The following is a 23,034-nucleotide window of genomic DNA, read 5'->3' as shown; positions in this document are numbered from 1 at the left end:
CGCCATCAGCCCCCTGTGGAGCCGAAGATCGACGGCTTTGTCGATACGGTCAGGCCGGTCGTGTCGGTGGGAATGGGTGTGATCGCCTGCGGGAACAGGAAAGCCCCATGCTTGTCCCAGTGCTGCTTGACCTCCAGGAGGGTCGGGAAGGCGTCGCCCCAGTAGTTCCAGCGATAGTCCGCAAGATCGACATGCGGATAGTTCTGGTAGATGTGGCCGTTCCAGAACGGCTGGATGAAGTCGACGAATTTCTGCAGGAAGGCCTCGACCGCAGGGCGCTGGTCGTCGGTCCACCAGAAGCCGTCCATCACAATGTCCATCGCGGGTGTGCGGTGGATGAAGGCGTTGTCCTGCAGCGTGGCCTTGGCGATCTGGCCGCCATAGGGTTCGATCACCAGGCAGTACTGGTCGCCGCCGGGGGCCTCGTTGGCGATGAGTTCGAGAAGCCTGGTCCAGTCCGCAGGTGCCAGGGGTTTTTCAACATAGCGGGCGTGCTTGTCCTCGAACGGCATCGTCGTGCCTGCCGGGAACTGCGGGATGTCCGACGGTTCGGCCAGAAGCTTGTAGTTCAGCCGGTTGTAGGTGTCCCAGAGCGCGTATTGCAGCTCTCCCCCCGTGGCGAGGAAGGGCGCCAGCACATCGGCATCCGGCTGGTCGAGTGGAGGCACGGCCATGCCGCGGAGCAGGAGATAGGGCTTGGAATCGGACAGGTCGGGCTTGTCGGCCTGGTTGCAGCCCACCACCATGTAGCCAACCCGCGGGTTTGTTTGCCCGGCCATGTAGTCACTTTGCATCAGCATCAGAGCCTCGACCGCCTTTGCCCGGCCCGCCGGGGTGTCCAGCGGCCAGCGGATCGCGAAACCGAAGATGAGGGGCAGGCCGGAGTCCTTGGCCTCGATCCGGTGCAGGTTGTAGGTGATTTCGGTCAGGATCCCGAAATTGTTGCCGGTGCCGCCGCGCACGGCCCAGTAGAGCTTCCAATTGGTCTGGGCATCGGCGACGACGACCTTGCCGTCGGCCGTCACCATCCGCACGGCCAGGACGTTGTCGCAGTTCATGCCGAAGATGCGCGAGGTGAATCCGTAGCCGCCGCCCTGCATGTAGCCCGCGGGGCAGACGTCGGGGCAGCCGCCCCCCGGGACGTGCAGGTTGTAAAGGTCGAGCGTGTCGTTCAGCATCCCGAAGGCGCATCCCGGGCCCACTTTCGCAACGGGCGCGGCCGGGTCGGAGGTATCGACATGGCAGCCCTGAAGGCCCGAGGTGTCGATGATGATCCCGGGACCTGCAGAGAACCCCGCCGTCGAATGGCCGCCCGACCGTGTGCGGATGTTCAGCCCCATATCCCGCGCCGCAAGCACGGTGGCCTGCACGTCTGCTTCGGTCTTGCAGTAGACAATCAACTGCGGGTCGCTTTGGAACAGCGGGTTCGACAGCTGGCGGTCGGCGGCATAGTCGGGATAAGAGGGCAGGACGATCCGACCCACCAGCTTGTCCTGCAGAGCGATCAGCTTCGCGCGGTCGATCCCCGCCTCGGCCAACGCGCGATCCGGAAGCGCGGGGGCAGGGACAACCCGAGGCTGTGCGGCCATGCGCTTTCGACTGTAGGACAGTGGCATCCGATTCCCCCCCGGGCTTCATGAAAGACGCGGGTCGACCGCGTGTCAGTCCTGCAGAGGATCACTTTGTTTTTCCTGCATATCAAGTGTTTTGCCGTGTCCCTGCAGCCAAAGCGGGACAAGGCCATCGGACCAGGATGGGAGGTCTGGGCGAGGGGATCGGGCCGAGAGCAGTCTTGTGCCGTGACCCCGGCGGGCAAGGTCCTGAACGGTGGTTGCGGCGTCAACCGCTGCCACGATGTCCTTAGGGATGGTCCGAGCGGGAGTGCAGTCCGGTCCGACCTCACTGGCAGGGATCAGAGGAATATGGCGGAGGGATGGGCCTAACATCCAACCGTCCCCGAGTCCTAAGCCATTGAAATTATGAATTCGACACAGTTTTCGGACTGACATCCGCAACAGGCGCGACTGATGCCTAACCATGCGAATTGAAGCCGGGTCAGCCTTCTCCGGAACAGGTCGGACCCATCCGCCGCCAAACTGTAGACCTCGACCGTTCTTCGCCAGGTCCACGCTGACGATGCTTAACTCTCTCATGGATGCCCTCTCCTGCAGATTGTGCTTCGACATCCCGGGCTTGGCACATCGCGATGCCGTGAGGGGAGAGCGGCATCCACCCATTTCCAACCAAGTTGGACAATAAGCGGCGGAAGAGGTGCACCACGATCACAGGGGTAGCTTGACCACCGGCTTTGCGCCGGATGGGTGCCCTTGGCCAGGCTAGTAATGCAGGGGCCCGTTCCAATGCGCAGCAGGGCGGCAGACCGTCGTGCAGTTTCACCCGGACAGAAGGGCGTTGCATCGAGGCGCGGTCAATGCTCCACCGCAATGCCCGCGTCACCGCCTACATGCTTGGAAGGCCAGCGGGGCGCGTGGTGCGCTTTTGCGCGGCGATGCGGAAGGGAGCGTTGGGGGCGCCGTACCCCTGGTAGTTGCCCTGTCGCTGGACGATCTCGAAGAAGAAGCCACCCGCGCGGGGGGCAGAGTAGAGCTGGAAGAATTGCCCGCCTGCGTCTTCGTCGTAGAGCACATTCGCCACACGCATCCGGTCCACCAGCGCAGGGTCAAGGCCGAAGCGGGCAGCGACATCGTCATAGTAGTTCGCGCCGATCTGCAGCGTCGGGAAGCCGTTCCTATCCAGGGCGGCTGCGGTGGCGAAAATGTCGGCGGTGGCAAAGGCGACGTGCTGGACTGCCGCCCCGAAAGTCTCTTCCACAAAGCGTCCGGCAAGGGTGCGCCGCGCCTCGGCCCCGTTCAGGGTGACCCGCAGACCGCCCGATTGCATCGCCTGGCTGCGGACCAGACCGTCGGGGTCCGCCACATCCACCATCGGCGCTTTGGTTGCGCCGAAGATCGCGCCGTAGAACAGCGCCCAGCTTAGCATCTCGTCATAGGCCATGGTCTGGCCGATGTGGTCGATGCCGGTCAGACCCGCACCAACCGGCGCCGGGGTGCTGCGGAAATCCACGTCCCAGATGCGCGACAGCTGCGGGCCATGGTCCAGCAGGCGGATCAGGCTGCCGCCGACACCCCGGATCGCGGGTATGTTCAGTTCGCCCGATGCTGTGGGCTGGTCATGCGGTTGCGCCAGCAGGGCGGTGGCGCGGGCATAGGAGGCACGGGCGTCGGGCACCAGCAGCGCGACTTCGGACACGGTCGTGCCATGCGCGACATAGGACGTGTTGGAGAACCCGCCCTGATCGAAGTTCACAAGAATGTTCACGCCGCCCTGCCGCCAATGGGTGACGGGCTTTGAAACATGCTCTCCGGCCTTGGCAAAGCCTGCCGCTGCGAGGAAAGCCTGAAGGGCCGTAGCTTCGTCCGGGGCCGTGGCGAATTCCAGATACTCGATCCGGTCCACCGGGGTGGCGGCGGGAAAGGCGGGCAGGTCGACGGTAATCGAGGGTTCGGCGCGGCGGACCTGATCCATCAGAGCGATCAGACTTCGGTGGCCGTCGCCCGCGACCAGGCGGGGCGAGCCCGCGCGGAACTGGTCGTTGAAGATCTCCAGCGACAGGGGCCCGGAATAGCCGGTGGCCATGACCGCGCGCATGAAGCCGGTGACATCCAGATCACCCTCGCCCGGCATGTTGCGGAAGTGGCGCGACCAGTAGAGGAGGTCCATCTGGATGGCCGGGGCATCGGCAAGCTGGACGAAGAAGATCCTGTCACCGGGGATGCGGCGAATGGTGTCGGGGTCGATCTTGCGGCCCAGCGTGTGAAAGCTGTCAAGGATCAGCCCGACCTGCGGGTGATCGGCGCGGCGCACCACTTCCCAGGCGTCACGATGGTCGTTCACATGGCGACCCCAGGCCAGCGCCTCGTATCCCACACGAACCCCATGCGCGCGGGCCAGGTCGCCCAGATCGTGGAAATCCTGCGCCATGCGGTCGATGCCGCCCATTGCCGCCGGATGGACCGAAGAGCAAACCAGAACGAGGTCGGTGCCCAGCTGGTTCATCAGGTCGAACTTGCGCGCCGCGCGGGCAAAGGCGCGGCTGCGGTGTGGTTCCGGTAGGCCCTCGAAGTCGCGGAAGGGCTGGAACAGGGTGATCGACAGGCCTTGATCGGCGACCATTCGCCCCACCTCGGCCGGGGTGAAGTCAGAGGCGAGGAAGTCCTGCTCGAAGATCTCGATCCCGTCGAACCCGGCTGCGGCGATGGCGTCGAGCTTCTCGGCGAAGGTGCCCGAGATCGAGACCGTGGCGATGGATGTCTTCATGCGAACCTCCCATATGGGTCAGGTGGGGTGCAGCCAGAGCAGGGCAGAGACCGAGAAGAAGGACAGCGCGGTGGCCAGAAGCAGGGCCGAGGCAGCCATGCTTTCCGCGCCCCAGCGTTCGCCGAACAGGGCGTAGATCGACATCATCGGTACAGCGGCGAACAGGATGCCTGCCAGCGCAAGATCGGCGGGCAGGCTGCCCGCGACGGCAAAGGCGGCTGCGACGGCCAAGGGATGCAGGATCAACTTGCCCGCGACCACCGCGCCCACATCGGCACGCAGCGGCGCAAAGGACAGGGCGGCGATGCTGCCGCCGACGGCCATCAGGGCCACCGGGGGGCCGACGGGGGCGACCATCTCCAGCGCGCGGAACAGGGGCTGGGGAAGGGGCACGGACATCAGCGACAAGGCCAGCGCCGCTGCAACCGCGATCAAGAGGGGGTTGGTCAGCATCGGGCGCAGCACGCCAGTCCACAACCCGCCTCGACCGCCATCGGCAAGCAGCATGGCCAGCGGGATCATCAGGATGTTCTCGACGATCAGCGCCATGGAAAAGGCCTGCAGCGCGACATCGCCCAGGACGAGGGCGACGATGGGAAAGCCCATGAAGCCGCTGTTCGAGGATGAGGAGCCAAGGCCGGAAAGAACAGAAGCCTGCCGGGTGCGGCCCAGGGCCAGACGGGCAAAGGCGATGCCTGCGGCAAAGACCGACAGCGACCCCAGGGCATAGGCAAGCAGGAAATCCCAGCGGACGGCCTGGCCGGCGGGCACCTTGAGGATGGCCACGAACAGGGTGGCCGGGATGCACAGCCGCAGGACGACCCGGCCCAGGGCGCGCATATCCTCGGTCTTCACATAGCCCGCCTTCACCGCCGCAAAGCCCACAGCGATGATCAGGTAGACGGGCAGCGTGACCCCAAGGAAGGCCCACATCGGCGCGGCCTTTTCAGTGTTTCCAGTCTTGTGCGATGGCCCGGGCGCCGCGCAGAAGGATGGCCTGGTCGACATCCACGGCGGTAAAGAGGGAACCGGCGGCAGCCGCATCCTTCAGAAGGGCGGGATCAAGGCTGAGGATCCCTGCAGGCTTTCCGGCCGCGCGGATGCGGGCGATGGCATCCAGGATCGCCGCCTTGACCTCGGGCGCCGAGGGGTTGCCGGGATAGCCCATGCTGGTGGCAAGGTCGGCCGGGCCGATGAAGATGCCATCGACGCCGTCGACTGCCGCTATGGCCTCGATGTTCTGCAGGGCCTCGGCCGTTTCTACCTGCACCAGAAGACAGATCTCGCTGTCGGCATTGGCGGTGTAACCCTCGACCAGCCCATAGCGCGTGGCACGGGTGATGCCCGCCACGCCGCGCATACCGGCGGGCGGATAGCGGACGGCGGCGACGGCGCGGGCGGCCTCGGCGGCGTTCTGGACGTAGGGCACAAGGATGGTCTGCGCGCCGGCGTCGAGGATGCGCTTGATCTCGACCGCGTCGTTCCAGCCGGGGCGGACGGCGGCGCTGACCGGATAGGGGGCCATCGCCTGCAGCATGGACTTGACCGTATCAAGCCCGACTGTGGAGTGTTCGGTGTCGATCAGAAGCCAGTCGAACCCGCAGCCTGCCAGCGCCTCGGCATTGTCAGAGCCGGGGATCGTGACCCACAGGCCAATCTGCGTCCTTCCTTCGGCCAGCGCGGCCTTGAAGGCGTTCTTCGGCAGTTTCATGGCGTTCTCCCCCCTCGCCGCTGTGTCTTGTCCATATAAGCGCATCACCAGACGAAGGGAAAGAAAAACGATTATTGGAGGATCATAAATTCTGGTAGGAACGCTCGACGATGTGGTGTTAGATAAAAGCAACGACGGTCAGAACGGGTGATTCCCGCATCCGTCGTGGTCGCCCCGGGGAGGGGGCGGAACCCAAGGAACCAAGTCAAACGGGAGGAAGATATGACCTTCACCACCACACGCCGTGCCCTTATGTCCGCTGTTGCGGCAGGCGCGTTGCTGCTGTCAGCCGGAGCCAGCCTTGCTCAGGACAAGATCACCCTGCGCCTGTCCTCGGTCAACACCGAAACGGACAGCCGCGCCATCGGCCTGATCGAGAAGTTCGGCCCCGGTGTTGCCGAGTTCGCCAATTTTGAGCCGCACTGGAACGGAACGCTGTTCAAGCAGGGCACGGAACTGGAAGCCATCGCCCGTGGCAACCTGGAAATGTCGATCGCATCGGCACAGGAGTTTTCCAGCTTTTTCCCGGAATTCACCATTCTGACGGCGGGCTATGTCCACCAGTCGGCCGAGCATCAGATCGCAGTCTTCAATGACCCGATCATGGACCCGTTGAAAGCCAAGGTCGAAGCCGAGCTGGGCGTCAAGCTGCTGACGGTAATGTATCTGGGCAAGCGCCAGATCAACCTGAAGGGCGACAAGGAAATCAAGACCCCCGCCGATATGGCCGGGATCAAGCTGCGGATGCCGGGGACGGATGCGTGGCAATTCCTTGGGTCGGCGCTGGGTGCGTCGCCGGTGCCGGTGGCCTTCCCCGAGCTTTACACCGCGCTTCAGACCGGGGCAGTCGACGGGCAGGACAACCCGCTGCCGTCGGTGATCGACAGCAAGTTCTACGAAGTGACCAACCAGGTCGTGCTGACCTCGCACCTTGTCGACCTGAACTACCTGACGATCTCGAAAGCGGCCTGGGACGCGATGACGCCGGAACAGCAGGCGGCCACGCAGGCGGCGGCCGATGCGGCGGCGGAACATGCGCGGCAGATGCAGCTGCAGAAGGAAGCCGATGCTGTGGCCTTCCTGGAAAGCCAGGGCCTGAAGGTCTATGAGCCCGATGTCGCTGCGTTCCGCGATGCGGTGCAGGCGGCCTATCTGGCATCCGACTATGCCAAGGACTGGCCGGCGGGGATGCTGGAGCGGATCAACGAACTGGCCAAGTAAGGCATCGCGATGGACCGCATCCTGAAGGGGTTGCGGCACGCGGCGGATGCGGTGGCGGCGGGGATGCTCGCCGCCATGTTCGCCATCTTCCTCGTGCAGATCGCAGCACGCTACGTCTTCAGCTTTTCGCTTGGCTGGACCGTCGAACTGAGCCTGTCGCTATGGCTTTGGATCGTGTTCTGGGGCTCGGCCTTTTGCCTGCGCCCGGCGGATCATATCCGGTTCGACGTGCTGTATCTGTCCGTGCAGCGCCCGGTGCAGCGCGTGTTTTCGGTGATCTGTGCGGTGGCCATCGTGATCGCCTTCGTCGCGGCTTACCTGCCGACCTGGGACTACGTGGATTTCTACAAGATCAAGCGCAGCTCGACACTGCGCATACCCTTGAACTACGTCTTCATCATCTACATGGCCTTCATGACCATGATCATCCTGCGCTATTCCCGCATGATCGTGGACTTCCTGCGCGGCAAGCACGACCTCGAAGGGAAGATCACCTCGTATGACCTGATCGACACGGAGACCGGAAGATGAGCCTGGCCTTCTCTGTCTGCCTGGTCGTGCTGTGCGCCGCGGCGGCCATGGGCATGCCCATCGCGCTGGCGATGATCGTGTCGGCCGTCGCCTATCTGGCCATCTCGGGGCAGGACCTTGCGCTGGCATCGGAGCAGCTGATCCAGTCGGTCTACGACAGCTTTGTGTTGCTGGCTGTCCCGTTGTTCATCGTTGCGGCGAACATCATGAACGCGGGGGCGATCAGCGACCGGCTGCTCGACTTCTGCAAGGCCATGGTGGGACGCTTCAAGGGGGGGCTTGCACAGGTCGATATCCTTGTCAGCCTGATATTCTCGGGCATGTCGGGTTCGGCGGTGGCTGACGCGGCGGGCGTCGGCAAGATCTCGATCGCGATGATGCTGAAGACCGGGCACTATACGCCGGGCTTTGCCGGAGCGGTGGTGGCGGCGTCGGCAACGATCGGCCCGATCATTCCGCCGTCTATCCCGATGGTTCTTTACGCGCTCGTGTCCGACGCCTCCATCGGCTATCTCTTTCTGGGCGGGGTGATCCCGGGCGTTCTGATGACGCTGGTGCTGATGGTGATGAACAGTGTCATTGCGCATCGCCGCAACATCCCGGCCGAAGAAGCTGTGCCCCTGCGCCGCCTGCCGGGGATCACGCTGCGCGCCATGCCCGCACTGATGATGCCGGTGATCTTGCTGGCGGGCATCTACGGAGGTGCCACGACCCCGACCGAGGCGGCAGCTGTGGCGGCGCTGTACGCGCTGCTTGTGTCGGGCCTGTTCTACCGATCGCTCAGCCTGCGCGCGCTGTACGACATCTTCCTGGACTCGTCGCGTTCGTCAGCCTCGGTCGGGCTGGTCATCGGGTCTGCGCTGATCTTCAATTACATCGTGGCGACCGAGAACATCCCGACGGCGATTTCCGGCGCGCTGGTGGAGATGGACCTGTCGCGGATGGAGTTCCTGCTGCTGGTCAACGTGATGTTCCTGCTGCTGGGCTGCGTGCTGGACGCCTCGACCATCATCCTGGTCATCATTCCGCTGTTCCTGCCCACCGCAGCGGCGCTGGGGGTGGACCCGATCCATTTCGGGGTGATGTCGGTCGTCAACTGCATGATCGGCCTGATCACGCCGCCCTACGGGATGCTGTTGTTCGTGATCAACGGAGTCACGGGCATTGCGATCAAGGACATGGTGAAGGAGGGAATGCCTTTCCTATTTGCTCTGCTCACCGCTCTTGTCGCTCTCACGCTGGTCCCGGACCTGATCCTCTTCCTGCCCAGGATGTTCGGCTATGAAGGCTGATCAAATCTCGCCCCTTACCACTTCTCGCACCTGGCGCCTGGGCTTGATCGGCGGGAATATCGCTGCCTCCCGCTCGCCGGTTCTGCATACGGTGTCAGCCCTCTCGGTGGGGGGCAACGCGAGCTATGACCTCATCATCCCGGCGGAACGGGGCAAGGGTTTTGCCACGCTTCTGAAGGAATGCGCGGCGCAGGGTTTTGACGGCGTCAACGTCACCTATCCCCACAAGGAAGAGGCGGCGGCCCTGGTGCCAGCGGGCGATCCGGTGGTGGCGGCGATGGGGTCGTCGAACACCGTCCGCTTTACCGCCCAGGGTCCACGCGCCTTCAACACCGACTACACGGGCTTTGTCGCCGCATTTCGTGCGCGCTTTGCCGAGGCCGCTCCGGGGCGGGTGCTTGTGCTGGGGACGGGTGGTGTCGGGCGGGCCGTGGCTTTTGGTCTGGCCACCCTCGGTGCTGCCGGGATCGTGCTGCACGATGCGGATCTGTCGAAGGTCGTGTCGCTGGCCCGCGCGATTGGCCTGCAGTTTCCGGGGTTGCCGGTACAGGCGGCAGAGCCGGGGCAGACGGCCGATCTGGCGGGTTTCGACGGCGTGGTGAACTGCACGCCGCTGGGCATGGTCGGCCGGCCAGGCTCTCCCTTGCCGGACGGGGTGAAGGGCGCTCCGGTCTGGGCCTTCGATGCAGTCTATACCCCCGAGCAGACCACGTTCCGGGCCCAGGTCGAAGGCCTGGGGGCGGCCTTCCTGTCGGGCTACGATCTTTATTTCCATCAGGGCGTGCAGGCCTTCGAGATCTTCAGCGGACAGAAACCCGATGCGACCTGGGTCCGCGGCATCCTGACCCACGCCATGACGGGCTAGGGAGTTGCCGCGACGGGTTCCTGTGCGCGCAGGGCGTGTTCGACGCCCCCATCAATATGCCGTTCCAGCACAGCACGGGCTGCGGGAAAATCCCGTGCAAGCGCCGCTTCCTTCAGGGCGCGATGCTCGTCAGCAGCGATCTGGCCCCGGAACGTCAGAAAGATCATCTGGTAGCGCAGATACTTGTCGAACACCGCCCGATGCAACGCCAGGAGTTCGCGCGACCCGCAAGCGCCGATGAGGGTCTGGTGAAATCCGAAGTCACAACGCTTCCATTCCAGGCGATCTGCCGCTTCCCCTGCCATGAGGCGATCCTCGATCCGGGCCAGGCGGTAATGGGAAGCCACCACTTCGGCTTCCCAGTCGACGTCGCCGTGCTGGAACGAAAGTTCAAGCGCGTGAAATTCGATCAGTTTCCGCAGGCTGGCCAATTCATGCAGGTTCTCGACTGAGATCGGGGCAACGGTGAAACCCTTCTGGTCCTCTGCCACGACAAGGGCCTCGGAGGTCAGGCGGTTCAGAACCTCACGCAACGTCGGCACCGAGGCGCCGTACCGCGCTTGCAGGTCATCAAGCTTCAGGCGCTGGCCGGGGGCAAGCATTCCGAAAATGATGTCGCTGCGCAAGGCTGCATGGGTGGATTGGGCAAGCGAGAGTGACATGGCGACTGTCTGGTATCCGTTGGTTTCATGCACGATCCACTCAACGCTATGCAATCGCAAGTTCTTTCGCGCATAATCGATGATTCTGGATTGACATTATGGTTCTGTGCTCCATCCCTAGCTTGAAGCAGAAGGACCCGATCCGATGACCGCGCCCGCTCGAAAGGAGACCATTTCCAGCCGTGTGCTGGCCGATCTGCGCAGTGCCATCCTGCGGAACGAGCTGCCGCCGGGCGCCAAGATCAACCTCGACCATCTGCGCGAACGGTTCGATACCTCGATCAGCCCGCTTCGCGAAGCCTTGGCCAGGCTGACGGCCGACGGGCTGGTGCTTTTCGAGGATCAGCGCGGATTCCGGGTGTCGCCTGTTTCTGCCGCCGAGCTGGACGACATCCTGGAAATGCGTGCAATTCTGGAGGTCGCAGCGTTGTGTGAGGCCGTGCGCCACGGCACCATGGACTGGGAAAGCAACATCATCCGCGCCCTGCACCGATTGGGACGCACGTCCCCGACCAATGACGCGGACCAATGGCTGACGTCGCATGACGCATTCCACAACGCCCTGATCGCGGGGACGCCCCGGATGATGCTGCGCCGGACCTGCGCCGGCCTGATCGATCTGTCGCGTCGCTATCGGGTGCTGACCGGCCTGGTTGGTGATGGCGGAGACGGGGCGGACGTTCATGAGGGCATTGCGATGGCCGCTGTCCGCCGTGACGCCGAAGAGGCAGCGCAACGGCTGGCCAGTCATCTTGCGGCGGAGCGAACCTTGCTTACTCGCTCCTTCGCCCGGCTCTCGAATGATCGCTAGATTGCGCCCCTTCCCTAAACGCGGCTTCAGGCGCCCTTCAAATGCAGTGCCGATCTGAGAGTGATCGTCACAGGGCGCTGTCCAGCAATGAGTTGTCCCCAGATTTGTAGACGCCTTGACCCCTGACTTTCAGGCTGGGAGGCCGAGATGGGGACGAGCAACTACAGCGACGAGTTCAAGCGTGATGTGGTGCAGAAGATCACGGTTCGGGGATACCCGGTTTGCGAGGTTTCCCGACGTTTGGGTGTGAGTTCGCATTCATTGTACAAGTGGCTGAAGCTATTCGGAGAGCCGGCGGTCAAGTCGGTCGGGACGGACCATGAAGCTGAGAACCGACGACTGAAGCGCGAGCTGGCGCGAGTGACTGAGGAGCGAGATATCCTAAAAAAGCAACAGCTTAATTTGCGCGCGAGTCCCAATGAAGTACGTCTCTATCCGGGCGCATCAGGCCGAGTTCAGAATGAGCCATGTGCAGGGTGTTTCGGGTCCATTTCGGTTCGCGGACCTTCGGCTTCTACGCAAGGCTTAAGGAACCGTAAGGCTGCCGTGCGCGGGACGATGTCCGCCAGACCGAACTGATCCGGCAGGCCTGGTCCGACAGCGCAGCAAGTAACTGAACGAGGCAGGTGACCAAGAAGCCGGGGGCACCTCACTTGTCGTTCAGTCGCGTCCAAAGCCAGCATGCCCGGATCGACCTGGCTGCTGTTCCCTTCCTCGGGGACATTTGCCACGGACATGAACATGCCTCAGGTGATAGCGGGAAGCCGGAACAAGGCGAACGGCGCATCGCTTAGCCGGTCCTGTATATCTACCTTGGCTACACATCGCGCCTATTCCGATTCCGGTGGATCAAAGCTGAAGTGCGGCTACATCAAGGCCGCGTCTCCTGGCGCTTTCGATCACTGCGGCGCGCAGCTTGTCGTTGCGCTTGAGAAGGCGGCGGAAGCGGATCTCGTCGAGAACAAGCAGTGTCGTGTGACTTATCGCCGTCGCCTGTGTCCTGCGCATCTGGCGGCTCAGCAGGGAAAGCTGTCCGAACATCTCTCCGCGACCCAGTCTGAATTTCTGCCCAGCCGTTTCGAACTCAACTGCGCCCGAGGCGATGAAACAGACCTCGCGCGGCGTATCGCCCTTGCGCATCAGGATCTCGCCCGGCTGGACGTAGCGCGTCCGCAGGGTGCTGGCGAGTTGCTGGCGACCGGCGTCGTCCATCTCGGCGAAGAGCGGAAACTGCCGAACAAGCTCGGTCTTCTGGACGGCAAGATCGAGCGGCGGCCGTTCCTCGACAGACCTGCGCTTGAAGGCCAGTTCCTGCTTCAGGGTGGTATGGAGTTCCATTCCGATGATTCCGTCGGCAAAGAGGACGTCATACTCACGTTCCTCCAGTCTGAGGGAGGTTCGTCGGAGGTAGCGACGCTCGATCTCCTCGGCGTAGCCGGGATACTGTAGCCGCAGTCCTTCCAGCGCCACCTGCGTCTCGGTTTCCCGGCGCTTCACCAGCTCGTGCAAGAGATCGGCGACACGGCGCCCATGGATGCGGCGGATCTTGGTATCGATGTAGCCGTGCAGGTCACGCAGGATCAGCCGGAGGTTCAGGAGGATCTCGAAGCGGTCTGCCGTCAGGCTCTCAAGCAGTCCAGAGAGGCGCATGCGGTTGTGCAGCAAATTGGCAAAGCGATACTCCCGGCCCTGCGCCAGGCTCATGCGGCCCGCTGCCCGGTACTCTTCGCGGCCCCCGGTCCGCGTGCGTTCGATCAGGCGATCAGCGTCCGCCAGCATTTGTTCCGCCAGACGCGCGGAAATGAGCTGCTCGTGGAAAGCCTCGAGGATCATGTCGCGCTCACGACCGGCAAGGGCCACTAGCCCGAGCGTGATCCGGTCTCGGTCGGGAATGTCGTCGGCGATCTCCGCCTTCTGCATGGCGCTGTCCAGTCGTTCGGCAAAGCGCTTCGCCTCGGAACGGACGATGTCACGGGTCAGATCATGGTTCTTCGCGGTCTCGGCCACCTCTTCACGCACGTTCTGCAGTGCCACGGCAATGACCTGGTTCGACAGCGCACGGTCTATGGGGGCGAGTTTGTCGAGGCCGAGAAGCGAGATGACCCACCTCAGGGTGGTCCCCTGGACCAGCAGGGTGAAGAGCGTGAAGCCGGTCGCCAGTATGCCGACGTCCCGCTTGACATCTGCAGGCACGCGGAAGTTCTCGGACACCGCGAGCGCCAACGCCAGGGTAACCGCGCCACGCAAGCCGCCCCACATGATGGCCACGCGGTAGGGTCGATCGACCCTGGGAGACAGACGCAGCGCGGTCAGCAGGGGAAGGACAAGATAAAGCATGAACAGGCGCGCAACGGTTGCCGCGACGACCACCACCCCTATCAGCAGGAGATCGTAGAGCCGCACGTCACCCAGAAGCCGCGGAACCAGCAACGCCGCGAGAAGGAAGATCAGCGCACCCGCCCAATGAGCCAGAACGTCCCAGACCTCGCGCAGATTGGTCCAGTTGGTCGGTGCAAGACGTCCGGGCCCGAGGTAGTTCAGGGTCATTCCTGCCATGACCACGGCGATGACACCCGACACGCCCAGTCCCTGATCAGCGACAAGGTAGGTGACATAGGGCAAGGCCACGCTCAGGGATATCTGCGCCAGCGGAAAGCGCCCGAGCCAGGAAAGGACCCCAAGGCAGATACGCCCGAAGAACCAGCCGGTTGCGGCGCCGCCGAAGATCAGGGTCGGAAACCCCACAAGTGCATCCTGAAGCGTCGGGTTGGGCACACCCAGCATGACAAAGCTCAGGAAGAACCCGAAGAGCGCGATCGCTGCGGCGTCGTTCAGAAGGCTCTCGCCCTCGACAATGCGTGCAAGACGCTGCGGCGCCGCGATGTTGCGGAAGATCGACACCACCGCAGAGGGGTCTGTCGTTGCGACAATGGCGCCGAGCATGAGGCAGGCGACGAGGGACAAGGCCGTGAAGGGCTGTAACGCCAGGCCTATGGCAAAGGTCGCCAGCACGACCGCGACGACCGCCATCACAAGAATTGGCACCCAGTCCTCTGCCATGCGGCGCAGGTTCAGGCCAAGGGCCACCTGAAACAGCAGAGTTGGCAGCAGGACGTACATGAACACGTTCGCACGGATGCTGAACTCGAAGATCTCCACAGCCGGCGCGAGTTCAGTAACCGACTGGCCATACTGGGCCAGATAGGCCGCGCCTGTACCGATCAGGGTCCCAATGATCGCGAGAACCACTGTGTAGGGCAGTTGCGACCACTCGGCCAACGGCTCGCTGAGGCTGATCACGATGAAGAGTGCGGCGACTATGCCGACGAGGTTGACTACATCCATGCCAACCCATTTACCGCACCAGCGGTTTCGCCGTACCCTCTTTCCGCATTCCCGCGGCTATTTTGCGCGAATTTACGACGTGGTACGAAAGGAGGGACCGATCCTCGCCTGAACGCTACGGCACGATGTCCGATCCTGAGGAACGGTTGTTCACAGCCCTATTGCTTCCGTTGAAACTGTTGGAGAAGTCCTCGACCGCTTTTCTTGCAGCTGCAAAGGCGCCCATTCGAGAGATCCGGAATGCACTGTCCGCTTTGACCAGGTGCCCTGGTCTGCTTTCCGGTCGCGTCATCCCAAAGCTTTCGGCTGCCATCCAGGCAAGACCCATCGCCGTCTGTTCGGTATCCTCGGCAAGAAACAGGTCATTCCCGGCCACTTCGGAGAGAAACCTCACGAAGTAACCGTTCCGCGAAAGTCCGCCGTCGATCGAGATCGGTCGGGCAAAGCGACAAAGCGCCTGCATTGCAGACAGCACCTCGCCCGTGCGCAACGCAATCCCTTCCAGAAGCGCCTGCATCATGTCCGATTTTCCATCGGAAAGGCTCAGGCCTAGCCACGCACCGCGCGCCGTGCGGTTCCAGTGCGGACACCCCAACCCCACGAGGGCGGGCACAAAGGCGACGCCACGGTCGATGCAGGGGACTGCGTCGAAGGCAGAAATCCCGGCGAAATCGTCGAAGAGGCCAAGCTCCCTGGCCCAGTTGACGGCGGAGGCCGCCGCATAGACCCCGCCGTCCAGCGCATAGGTGACGGGCTCGCCTGCCTTTTGCCAGGCCACCGTCGGCAGCGGGCCTGGGCGGTCCGGCCGCACGAGGACCCCGGTCAGGCACTGGACGAAGGCCCCGGTGCCGAAGGTAACCTTTCCTGCGCCGGGCCTGTCGCAGCCATGGCCGTATAGCGCCGCCTGTTGGTCGACGATGGATACCACAAGGCGCGCGCCACCCGGCAGTTGCCCCAGATCGCCCGAGGTCGGGCCGATGGCGGGCAGGCACTCGACCGGCACACCGAAGAGCGCGCAAAGGTCCGCGTCCCAGCGCCCGGTTTCCAGGGCCATCAGCGAGGTGCGCGAGGCGGTGGCGATATCGGTCTCGAACCGCCCTGTCAGTCGGTCGCGGAAGAAGGCGTCGGTGGTGCCCAGACGCAGGTGGCCCTGAGCGGCAAGCTCGGCGGCCTTCGGCACATGGCGCATGATCCAGCCAATTTTGGAGGCCGAGAAATAGGGGTCAAGCGGCAGACCGGCCCGCGTCATGACCAAGGGGCCGGCGCCGTCGCGCGCCAGCGCGGCGGTGACATCGGCGGTGCGGTCGTCCTGCCACGAGATCACGGGACAAATCGGGCGGCCGTCCCGCGCGTCCCATGCCAGGCAGCTTTCGCCCTGGTTTGCCAGGCCCACGGCGTGGGGTGCGACAGCTTCGAGGCAGCGGAGAATGTTGGCCAACAACTCCTCGCCGTCCTGTTCGACATGGCCGGGGGCCGGGTAGGTCTGAGCATGGGGCAAGGCGAGGACGGGCTTCAGCGTCCCATCGGGCCCAAGCAGCATAGCGCGGGTGCTGGTCGTACCCTGGTCGATGGCGGCGATCCTCATGGTCGGTCCTCGATGGTCAGGGTAAGGGGGCCGGGGCCGGGGGCCGTTGGCAGGGGCAAGGACAGTCGGCGCTCGGGCAGGCTGTCAATCCGGGCCGAGGCGACGATCCTTCCGCCCTGCGACAGAGTGAGGTGGCCCCTGGCGGGGGCGGCGAGGCGGACCTGAAGGCGATCGTGCGTCGCGCTGCCGGGGCCAATGATCTGCGGGACGGCCAGGCGCAGGCCGGGGTGGGCAAGGTCCAGGCGAGTGCCGCCCTGGGCGGGAAGCTTGCCCTCAAGCGCCGCGAGGATGGCCCGCGCCGTGCGGCGTCCTTCCGACCAGCACCAACCCGCCGTCTCGACCCCGCGCAGAAGGTTTCCGGCGGCAAAGAAGGCAGGGTCTGACAGCCGGCCCCAGCGGTCGATGACCGATCCGCCCGAGGCCGCGTCGACCTGAAGGTGGCTGCCGCGAAGCAGCGCCGCGTCGGGGCGGAAGCCGCCGGTCACGATCACGCCGTCGGTCGAAAGGTCCGTGGGACCGGTGGGCGTGGCGAGGGTGACGCTTTCGACTCGCGTGCGGCCGTGGATGGCAGTGATCTCGCTCTGCAGCCGAACCGTCACGCCCATCAGCCGGGCCAGCCATATCGCCGGACTGCGGGCAGTGATCCGTGGCTCGGGTTCGATCATCGCCAGTGGGGTGATCCCGGCGTGGCGGCAGGTGAGAAGGGCCGAGAAGGCCACCAGCTCGGTCCCGAGGATCACCGGGTGCTGAAACGGGCGTTGGTTGTTGAGATAGACGAGGCCCTGCAGCGCGCCGGTGGAGAGGACGCCCCCGGGCTTTTCCCCGCCGATCAGCCGGGCCGCGCGGCTGGTCTCGCGGACGCCGGTGGCCAGGAGGACGGCGCGGGCGGACAGGGTGGCGGGGCCGCTGTCGTCGGTGATTTCGACTGTGCCGCCGGGAAGAAGCGCGGTGACGGTGGTGCGGGTCCGGATCGTAACACCTGCGGCAAGGGCCGTGGCGCGCAAGCGCGCGGCATAGTCCGGGCCGCGCAGGAGCCGGTGGAATTCACGCATGCCAAATGGGTAGTGGCCGCAATGGCGCGGGATGCCGCCGGCTTCGGCTTCGCGGTCCAGCACCGTGACCCGGCGACCGGCGCGGGCCAGTTCGGTTGCCGCCGCAAGGCCTGCGGGGCCGCTACCGACGACTATGACTTCGGAATCAGCCATGGCCGGGGTCCAGCATCGGTTGCGCCAGACGGCCTTCGGTCAGGCGGGCCAGTTCTGCAGAGCAGTAGAAGCCCTGGCAGCGCCCCATCGTTACCCGGGTGCGCCGTTTCAGTCCCGCAAGGCTGGCTGCGGGCATCGGGCCAGAGAGCGCCGCCTCGACCTCGCGCCGGGTGACGAGTTCGCAGTGGCAGACGATTCCGCCGTGCCCCGCGCATTGCCAGTCGCGCGGCCCGTTGACCGAGATGTTCGGCATCTGCGGCCAGACTGGATCGGCCAGCGGGATGTCGTCGCGCGCGGCCAGCCGCACCACATGCGCCGCGATCCCCAAAGCCGCCGACAGGCCGGTGGAGCGGATGCCACCGACGCAGATATACCCAGGCGCGAGGTCGGTGCGGATGCGGTATTGCTTTTCTTCGGTCGCGGGGCGCAGGCCTGCATAGACCGCCGTCACTTCGTGATTGGCCAGCGCGGGGAGGATTTCAGAGCCGCGTTTCATCAGGGCCTGGAGGGTGTCCCGCTCGACGGTGGCATGTTCGCGGTCCTCCTGTTCCTCGGCGGTCGGGCCGACCAACAGGTTGCCGAAGGCCGTGCGGCAGACGACGATGCCCTTGGTGATCGTCGTCGGCACGGGCAGAAGGATATGGCCCGCGAGCGCGGCGGCGGTCTTGTCGTAGACGACGAACTGGCCTTTCCGCGGCTTGATGGTGAACCAGCTTTCACCCGTCACGCGTCGGTCGACCTCATCGCCCCAGAGACCGGCCGCGTTGATGACCAACTCTGCCGTCACCGCCCCGGCGGTCGTCGCCAGGTGCCAGGCGCCGCCGGTGTGGCGGCCAGTCAGCACCTCGGCCTGCCGCATCAGCACAGCGCCGTTGGCCAGCGCCTGCATCAGATAGCCATGCGCTGCGGACCAGGGGTCGACCAGATGCTCACCCGGGACCCGGAATCCGGCCTGGATGCGGTCGGAGAGGGCGGGCTCCAGCCTCCGCGCTTCGGCCCCGGTCAGCGGCGCGATGTCAGTCACCCCGTTCGCCACGGCCTGCGCCATCAGGGCGGGCAGGCCCGCGACCTCTTCCTCGGTCCAGGCCAGGACCATCGCGCCTGCCCGCACCAGTGGGAGGCCAAGCTGGTCGTGGACCTCGTGATAAAGCGCATAGCCCTCTCGGATGCAGGCGAGTTCCAGACTGCCCTCTGGCGCGTCGAATCCGGTGTGCAGGATCGCGCTGTTGGCCTTGGATGCACCGTCCAGCACCTCGACGGCTTTCTCCAGCACCACGACCCGCGCGCCCGCCAGCGTGAAGGCCCGCGCCAGCGCGCAGCCAACGACACCCGCGCCGATCACCGCCACGTCATAACCCGCGGGCCGGTCTGCTGGATCGGAGGCTTGCATCATTCACCTTGTGGTTTTCAACATGAATTGACTACTCGGTCATTCCTGTCAACATGGCTTGCGGGCGGCGATCAAATTTACCGTCCGGTCAAGAAACTTGTTGACCTGCGGCGTTCCGTGAGGTCGGCTGCTGTCGGGGAAGCACATGAAGCCGCACGAGCGACAGCCTCAGATCGAGGCGATCATCCGGCGCGAAGGGGAAGTTTCGGTCGAGATGCTGGCACAGAGGTTCGACGTGTCGTCCGAGACGATCCGGCGCGATCTGGGTGTCCTGGCGGAGATCGGCAGGATCCAGAAGGTGCATGGCGGCGCGCGGCGGCCGAAGCTGATCCGCGAGCCGAGCCATGACGAACGTGCAACCGCCGCGACCGCAGCCAAGGCCGCCATCGGGCGCCGTCTTGCCGATGCGGTCGAGCCTGGAGAGACGCTGTTCATAGACACCGGGTCCACCACGCTTGCCGCCGCCGAGCCGCTGGCAGTGATCCCGGGCCTGACGGTCATCACCAATTCCTGCCGCCTGGCCGAACGTCTGGCGCGGGCGGGCTCGGATGCCGCGATCCATCTCTTGGGCGGGCGCTACGGGCTGGACAATGCCCAGACCACGGGGATCGCTGTGATCGAGCAGCTGCAGGCCTTCCGTGCCGACCGCGCTGTTCTGACCGTGGCGGCGCTGGACCCGGCAGAGGGCGCGATGGACGCCAGCCTCGACGAGGCACAGATCGCCCGCGCCATGGTCAGGAATGCCCGTTCGGTGACCATTCTGGCGGATTCGACGAAGTTCGGCCGCCACGCGGCCTTTGCGGTCTGTGCGACGCAGGACATCGACTTCGTCATCAGCGATGACAGTCTGGACAAGGCGCACAGAGAGGCGCTGCGCGACAGGAGAGTGGAACTTTGGACGTGAAATGCAAGGCGGTGCTGACATGCCGCATCTGATCCGGGCCTATGTGCGGATCGTCGACAGGGTCTCGGACTATGTCGGCTATCTGGCCGCGTCGCTGATCTTCTTCATGGGGGCAACACTTCTTCTGGACGCGGTGACGCGGAACGTTCTGAACGTCCCGGTCCATTGGGCCATCGAGCTGACCCAGTTCACTCTGGCCGCCTATTACTTCATGGGCGGGCCGATCACGATGAAGAACAACGAACACGTCCGGATGGACCTATGGTATGCGAACCTGTCCGACCGCGGCAAGGCGAAGCTGGATCTTGTCACCGTGTGGTGCATGATCTTCTACTTGGGCGTCATGCTGACAGGCTCGATCTCGTCGCTGCAGTACGCCATCGCGACCAATGAGAAGCGGTTCTCGATGTGGAATCCCTCGGTCATTCCAATCAAGGCGCTGTTGACCGTCTGCCTTGTCCTCATGCTGCTCCAGGCCTTCGCGCTGGTGTTCAAGCACATCGCCAAGTTGCGCGGAAAGCCTCTGTAAATGTCCTACGAACTGATCGCGCTGCTGATGTTCGCCACAATGGCGCTGCTCTTGGTCACGGGACAGCGGGTGTTCGCCGCCATCGGCTTTGTCGCCGCCGGGGCAGCGCTTCTTCTGTACGGCAACGGCGCTGTAGAATTGCCCTACAACCAGGTCTTCAAGCTGTTCAACTGGTACGCCATGCTGACGCTGCCCATGTTCATCTACATGGGCTACATCCTGGCCGAATCCGGGATCGCCGAAGACCTGTACAAGATGATGCATGTCTGGTTCGGCCGACTTCCCGGCGGGCTGGCCGTCGGCACGATCCTGGTGATGGTCATCATCTCGGCGATGAACGGGCTGTCCGTCGCGGGCATGGCCATCGGTGCCACCATCGCCCTGCCCGAGATGCTCCGTCGCGGCTATGACAAGGTGCTGATTTCCGGCGTGGTGCAGGGCGGCTCATCTCTGGGCATCCTGATCCCGCCGTCGGTCGTGCTGGTGCTTTACGGCATGATCGCCCGCCAGCCGGTGTCGAAGCTGTGGTTCGCCGGTCTGGTGCCGGGACTTCTGATGGCGGCGATGTTCATCACCTACATCATGATCCGCGCCAAGCTGAACCCGAAACTTGCCCCCCCGGTCCCACCGGAAGAACTGAACATGAGCTTCGGCCAGAAGCTTGCCCTTGCCCGCGCCGGGATCATCCCGTTCCTGATCTTCTTCTTCATGACCGGGCTGTTTGTGTCGGGCTACACGAGCCTTGTCGAAAGCTCTGCCGTGGGCGCAACCTCGGCCACTCTCGCCGCTCTGGCCAAGGGGCGCTTTTCGTGGCGGCTGATCCGCGAGACCTCGATGAAGACGCTGGCCGTCTCCTGCATGTTCCTCTGGCTCATCCTGGCCGCACTGGCCTTCGGCGCGGTGTTCGATGGGCTGGGTGCGGTGAAGGCAATCGAGAACCTGTTTATCGGCCAGTGGCATATGGGCCCCTGGGCCATCATCATCATGATGCAGCTAAGCTTCCTGCTGCTGGGAATGTTCCTCGACGACACCGCGATGCTGGTGATCGTGGCGCCGCTTTACATCCCGCTGGTTGCAAGCCTTGACCTTGGCTTCGACAACCAACTGATCTGGTACGGCGTCCTTTACACCATCACCTGCCAGATCGCCTACATCACGCCGCCTTTCGGCTACAACCTGTTCCTGATGCGCTCGCTCGCGCCGAAGGAAATCGCCCTTCCCGACATCTACCGCTCCATCTGGCCCTTCGCGGCGATGATGGCGCTGACCATCGTGCTGTTGATGATTTTCCCGCAGATCGCGCTCTGGCTGCCCGAGCAGATCAACGTGCGGGGTTAACCTGACGACCACTTGGGGCCGAAGAAGCCCAGCAACAACAAGGAGACGACGATGACCGAGAAGAAAACGCAAAGCCCGTCCGAGGCGATCCTTGCCTCTCGGCGCAACTTCCTGCGCCAGTCCGTCCTGGGGGCGGGTGCCGTGGCTGGGGCGACCCTTGCCGCACCTGCCGTCATTGCCCAGACCGGCCCGATCAAGTGGCGGCTGCAGACCTATTCCGGCGCGCCGCTGGGGGCCCATGTTATCAAGCCGCAGATCGAGGCCTTCAACGCCGCTGCCAATGGCGAGATGGAGATCGAGCTGTATTACGCTGACCAGCTGGTCCCCACCGCCGACCTGTTCCGCGCGCTGCAGAGCGGCACCCTTGACGCCGTGCAGTCGGATGAGGCGACGATGGCCTCGCCGGTCGATATCTCGGTCTTCGGCGGCTACTTTCCCTTCGCCACCCGCTACAGCCTCGATGTACCAGCGCTGTTCCAGTACTACGGGCTGAAGGAAATTTGGGAAGAGGCCTATTCGGAAGTCGAGGGCGTCACCTGGCTGTCCGCCGGGGCCTGGGACCCGCTGCACATCTTCACCACCGAAAAGCCGATCCGCAGCCTGGCCGACATGGCGGGCCTGCGCGTCTTTGGTGTGCCGACGGCGGGGCGGTTCCTTGCCAAATATGGCATGATCCCGGTGACGATCCCGTGGGACAACGTCGAGGTCGCGATGCAGACCGGCGAGATCGACGGCGTGGCCTGGTGCGGCTTCACCGAGGCCTATGAGGTGGGCTGGGCGGATGTCTGCAAATACGCGCTAACCAACTCTGTCACCGGGGCGTGGTTCGGCAGCTACTTCGCCAACACCGCCAGCTGGGAGAAAGTCCCGCCGCACCTGCAGCAACTGTTCAGAAGCACCATCGACCAGTCGCACTACTACCGTCAGGTTTGGTACTGGGGCGGCGAGGCCAAGCTGCGGGTCGAGGGCGAGAAGATGGAACTGACCGCGTTGCCGGATGCAGAATGGGCGCAGGTGGTCGAGGATTCCAAGGTCTTCTGGGACGAGGTTGCAGCCTCATCCCCACGCTCGGCCAAAGTGGTGGAGGCATTCAAGAAGTACGCCGAGACCATGGACAAGGCGGGATATCCCTACCGCTGATTTCAAGGATCGTGCTTTCGGCTCTTGCGCAGCTGGCCAGCTGCGCAAGGGCTGGATTTTGCGGATCTCCATGATCTCTGGGACAGTCTCGGGGCGCAGCCTTGCCGACCAAAGGGGGCGCCTCCATAGTCTGCCCAAATCCGAAGGATCAGCAGAAGATCTTGGAT

The 23,034-nt window shown here is 64.2% G+C and carries 19 protein-coding genes; 10 read left to right on the top strand and 9 right to left on the bottom strand.

Features of this window, described 5'->3' with window-relative positions; genetic code table 11:
* Nucleotides 1-5: 5 nt before the first annotated feature.
* The 4 genes from E8M84_RS20935 to E8M84_RS20920 form a co-directional block, all read right to left on the bottom strand.
* Nucleotides 6-1,589, bottom strand: coding sequence for an FAD-binding oxidoreductase (locus E8M84_RS20935; protein WP_170972025.1), 1,584 nt, complete (start codon nucleotides 1,587-1,589; stop codon nucleotides 6-8).
* A gap of 871 nt (nucleotides 1,590-2,460) precedes the next feature.
* Nucleotides 2,461-4,338 (bottom strand): bifunctional sugar phosphate isomerase/epimerase/4-hydroxyphenylpyruvate dioxygenase family protein, encoded by a 1,878-nt coding sequence (locus E8M84_RS20930; protein ID WP_137113199.1) that lies wholly within the window; start codon nucleotides 4,336-4,338, stop codon nucleotides 2,461-2,463.
* A gap of 18 nt (nucleotides 4,339-4,356) precedes the next feature.
* The gene (locus tag E8M84_RS20925; protein ID WP_170972024.1) at nucleotides 4,357-5,271 is read right to left on the bottom strand and encodes an AEC family transporter; all 915 of its coding nucleotides are present in this window, start codon (nucleotides 5,269-5,271) and stop codon (nucleotides 4,357-4,359) included.
* Between the two features lie 13 nt (nucleotides 5,272-5,284).
* Nucleotides 5,285-6,049 carry an aldolase/citrate lyase family protein gene (locus E8M84_RS20920; protein WP_137113197.1) on the bottom strand — a complete coding sequence of 255 codons (765 nt, stop codon included), beginning with the start codon at nucleotides 6,047-6,049 and terminating at the stop codon, nucleotides 5,285-5,287.
* Nucleotides 6,050-6,271: 222 nt separating this feature from the next.
* Between E8M84_RS20920 and dctP (E8M84_RS20915) the strand changes: the two genes are divergently transcribed.
* The 4 genes from dctP (E8M84_RS20915) to E8M84_RS20900 are packed head-to-tail and all read left to right on the top strand — an operon-like array spanning nucleotide 6,272 to nucleotide 9,958.
* Entirely contained in the window at nucleotides 6,272-7,270 is a 999-nt protein-coding gene (dctP, locus tag E8M84_RS20915; RefSeq protein ID WP_137113196.1) for a TRAP transporter substrate-binding protein DctP, read from the top strand.
* 9 nt (nucleotides 7,271-7,279) lie between these two features.
* The gene (locus E8M84_RS20910; RefSeq protein ID WP_137113195.1) at nucleotides 7,280-7,801 is read left to right on the top strand and encodes a TRAP transporter small permease; all 522 of its coding nucleotides are present in this window, start codon (nucleotides 7,280-7,282) and stop codon (nucleotides 7,799-7,801) included.
* Entirely contained in the window at nucleotides 7,798-9,093 is a 1,296-nt protein-coding gene (locus E8M84_RS20905; protein WP_137113194.1) for a TRAP transporter large permease, read from the top strand. Before E8M84_RS20910 ends, E8M84_RS20905 begins: the two co-directional genes overlap by 4 nt.
* Nucleotides 9,083-9,958, top strand: a complete 876-nt coding sequence (locus E8M84_RS20900) for a shikimate dehydrogenase (RefSeq protein ID WP_137113193.1) — start codon at nucleotides 9,083-9,085, stop codon at nucleotides 9,956-9,958. The genes E8M84_RS20905 and E8M84_RS20900 overlap by 11 nt, the downstream gene beginning before the upstream one ends.
* On the opposite strand, the gene E8M84_RS20895 is transcribed toward E8M84_RS20900, so the two are convergent.
* Entirely contained in the window at nucleotides 9,955-10,620 is a 666-nt protein-coding gene (locus tag E8M84_RS20895; RefSeq protein WP_137113192.1) for a GntR family transcriptional regulator, read from the bottom strand. The genes E8M84_RS20900 and E8M84_RS20895 overlap by 4 nt on opposite strands.
* A 145-nt stretch (nucleotides 10,621-10,765) precedes the next feature.
* Here E8M84_RS20895 and E8M84_RS20890 point away from each other — a divergent pair, with 145 nt between their 5' ends.
* Nucleotides 10,766-11,431 carry a GntR family transcriptional regulator gene (locus E8M84_RS20890; protein ID WP_137113191.1) on the top strand — a complete coding sequence of 222 codons (666 nt, stop codon included), beginning with the start codon at nucleotides 10,766-10,768 and terminating at the stop codon, nucleotides 11,429-11,431.
* A gap of 147 nt (nucleotides 11,432-11,578) precedes the next feature.
* Nucleotides 11,579-12,010 carry a transposase gene (locus E8M84_RS21985; protein WP_137113190.1) on the top strand — a complete coding sequence of 144 codons (432 nt, stop codon included), beginning with the start codon at nucleotides 11,579-11,581 and terminating at the stop codon, nucleotides 12,008-12,010.
* A gap of 270 nt (nucleotides 12,011-12,280) precedes the next feature.
* On the opposite strand, the gene E8M84_RS20880 is transcribed toward E8M84_RS21985, so the two are convergent.
* From E8M84_RS20880 to E8M84_RS20865, 4 genes are all read right to left on the bottom strand, one after another.
* Nucleotides 12,281-14,776, bottom strand: coding sequence for a cation:proton antiporter (locus tag E8M84_RS20880; RefSeq protein WP_137113189.1), 2,496 nt, complete (start codon nucleotides 14,774-14,776; stop codon nucleotides 12,281-12,283).
* A 115-nt stretch (nucleotides 14,777-14,891) separates the two neighbouring features.
* On the bottom strand, nucleotides 14,892-16,361 hold the full coding sequence (locus E8M84_RS20875; protein ID WP_137113188.1) for an FGGY family carbohydrate kinase: 1,470 nt from the start codon (nucleotides 16,359-16,361) through the stop codon (nucleotides 14,892-14,894).
* Entirely contained in the window at nucleotides 16,358-17,566 is a 1,209-nt protein-coding gene (locus E8M84_RS20870; RefSeq protein WP_137113187.1) for an NAD(P)/FAD-dependent oxidoreductase, read from the bottom strand. Before E8M84_RS20870 ends, E8M84_RS20875 begins: the two co-directional genes overlap by 4 nt.
* Nucleotides 17,559-18,959: an NAD(P)/FAD-dependent oxidoreductase gene (locus E8M84_RS20865; protein ID WP_240790480.1), complete on the bottom strand. Its 1,401-nt coding sequence runs from the start codon at nucleotides 18,957-18,959 to the stop codon at nucleotides 17,559-17,561. Before E8M84_RS20865 ends, E8M84_RS20870 begins: the two co-directional genes overlap by 8 nt.
* A 142-nt stretch (nucleotides 18,960-19,101) precedes the next feature.
* Here E8M84_RS20865 and E8M84_RS20860 point away from each other — a divergent pair, with 142 nt between their 5' ends.
* The 4 genes from E8M84_RS20860 to dctP (E8M84_RS20845) are packed head-to-tail and all read left to right on the top strand — an operon-like array spanning nucleotide 19,102 to nucleotide 22,867.
* Nucleotides 19,102-19,860 carry a DeoR/GlpR family DNA-binding transcription regulator gene (locus tag E8M84_RS20860; protein ID WP_137113186.1) on the top strand — a complete coding sequence of 253 codons (759 nt, stop codon included), beginning with the start codon at nucleotides 19,102-19,104 and terminating at the stop codon, nucleotides 19,858-19,860.
* Nucleotides 19,861-19,879: 19 nt separating this feature from the next.
* A complete protein-coding gene (locus E8M84_RS20855; RefSeq protein WP_170972023.1) occupies nucleotides 19,880-20,389 on the top strand; it encodes a TRAP transporter small permease subunit in 510 nt (169 codons plus the stop codon).
* Nucleotides 20,390-21,727 carry a TRAP transporter large permease subunit gene (locus tag E8M84_RS20850; RefSeq protein WP_137113184.1) on the top strand — a complete coding sequence of 446 codons (1,338 nt, stop codon included), beginning with the start codon at nucleotides 20,390-20,392 and terminating at the stop codon, nucleotides 21,725-21,727.
* Between the two features lie 51 nt (nucleotides 21,728-21,778).
* Nucleotides 21,779-22,867, top strand: a complete 1,089-nt coding sequence (gene dctP, locus E8M84_RS20845; RefSeq protein WP_137113183.1) for a TRAP transporter substrate-binding protein DctP — start codon at nucleotides 21,779-21,781, stop codon at nucleotides 22,865-22,867.
* Nucleotides 22,868-23,034: the final 167 nt, after the last annotated feature.

Source organism: Rhodobacter sp. SY28-1, assembly GCF_005222785.1.
GTDB lineage: Bacteria > Pseudomonadota > Alphaproteobacteria > Rhodobacterales > Rhodobacteraceae > Tabrizicola.
This window is presented reverse-complemented; position numbering and strand designations above follow the sequence as displayed.

Coding starts and splice junctions, on each gene's coding strand:
- E8M84_RS20935 (WP_170972025.1), bottom strand. CDS start 1,589: ATGGCCGCACAGCCTCGGGTTGTCCCTGCCCCCGCGCTTCCGGATCGC.
- E8M84_RS20930 (WP_137113199.1), bottom strand. CDS start 4,338: ATGAAGACATCCATCGCCACGGTCTCGATCTCGGGCACCTTCGCCGAG.
- E8M84_RS20925 (WP_170972024.1), bottom strand. CDS start 5,271: ATGTGGGCCTTCCTTGGGGTCACGCTGCCCGTCTACCTGATCATCGCT.
- E8M84_RS20920 (WP_137113197.1), bottom strand. CDS start 6,049: ATGAAACTGCCGAAGAACGCCTTCAAGGCCGCGCTGGCCGAAGGAAGG.
- dctP (WP_137113196.1), top strand. CDS start 6,272: ATGACCTTCACCACCACACGCCGTGCCCTTATGTCCGCTGTTGCGGCA.
- E8M84_RS20910 (WP_137113195.1), top strand. CDS start 7,280: ATGGACCGCATCCTGAAGGGGTTGCGGCACGCGGCGGATGCGGTGGCG.
- E8M84_RS20905 (WP_137113194.1), top strand. CDS start 7,798: ATGAGCCTGGCCTTCTCTGTCTGCCTGGTCGTGCTGTGCGCCGCGGCG.
- E8M84_RS20900 (WP_137113193.1), top strand. CDS start 9,083: ATGAAGGCTGATCAAATCTCGCCCCTTACCACTTCTCGCACCTGGCGC.
- E8M84_RS20895 (WP_137113192.1), bottom strand. CDS start 10,620: ATGTCACTCTCGCTTGCCCAATCCACCCATGCAGCCTTGCGCAGCGAC.
- E8M84_RS20890 (WP_137113191.1), top strand. CDS start 10,766: ATGACCGCGCCCGCTCGAAAGGAGACCATTTCCAGCCGTGTGCTGGCC.
- E8M84_RS21985 (WP_137113190.1), top strand. CDS start 11,579: ATGGGGACGAGCAACTACAGCGACGAGTTCAAGCGTGATGTGGTGCAG.
- E8M84_RS20880 (WP_137113189.1), bottom strand. CDS start 14,776: ATGGATGTAGTCAACCTCGTCGGCATAGTCGCCGCACTCTTCATCGTG.
- E8M84_RS20875 (WP_137113188.1), bottom strand. CDS start 16,361: ATGAGGATCGCCGCCATCGACCAGGGTACGACCAGCACCCGCGCTATG.
- E8M84_RS20870 (WP_137113187.1), bottom strand. CDS start 17,566: ATGGCTGATTCCGAAGTCATAGTCGTCGGTAGCGGCCCCGCAGGCCTT.
- E8M84_RS20865 (WP_240790480.1), bottom strand. CDS start 18,959: ATGATGCAAGCCTCCGATCCAGCAGACCGGCCCGCGGGTTATGACGTG.
- E8M84_RS20860 (WP_137113186.1), top strand. CDS start 19,102: ATGAAGCCGCACGAGCGACAGCCTCAGATCGAGGCGATCATCCGGCGC.
- E8M84_RS20855 (WP_170972023.1), top strand. CDS start 19,880: ATGCCGCATCTGATCCGGGCCTATGTGCGGATCGTCGACAGGGTCTCG.
- E8M84_RS20850 (WP_137113184.1), top strand. CDS start 20,390: ATGTCCTACGAACTGATCGCGCTGCTGATGTTCGCCACAATGGCGCTG.
- dctP (WP_137113183.1), top strand. CDS start 21,779: ATGACCGAGAAGAAAACGCAAAGCCCGTCCGAGGCGATCCTTGCCTCT.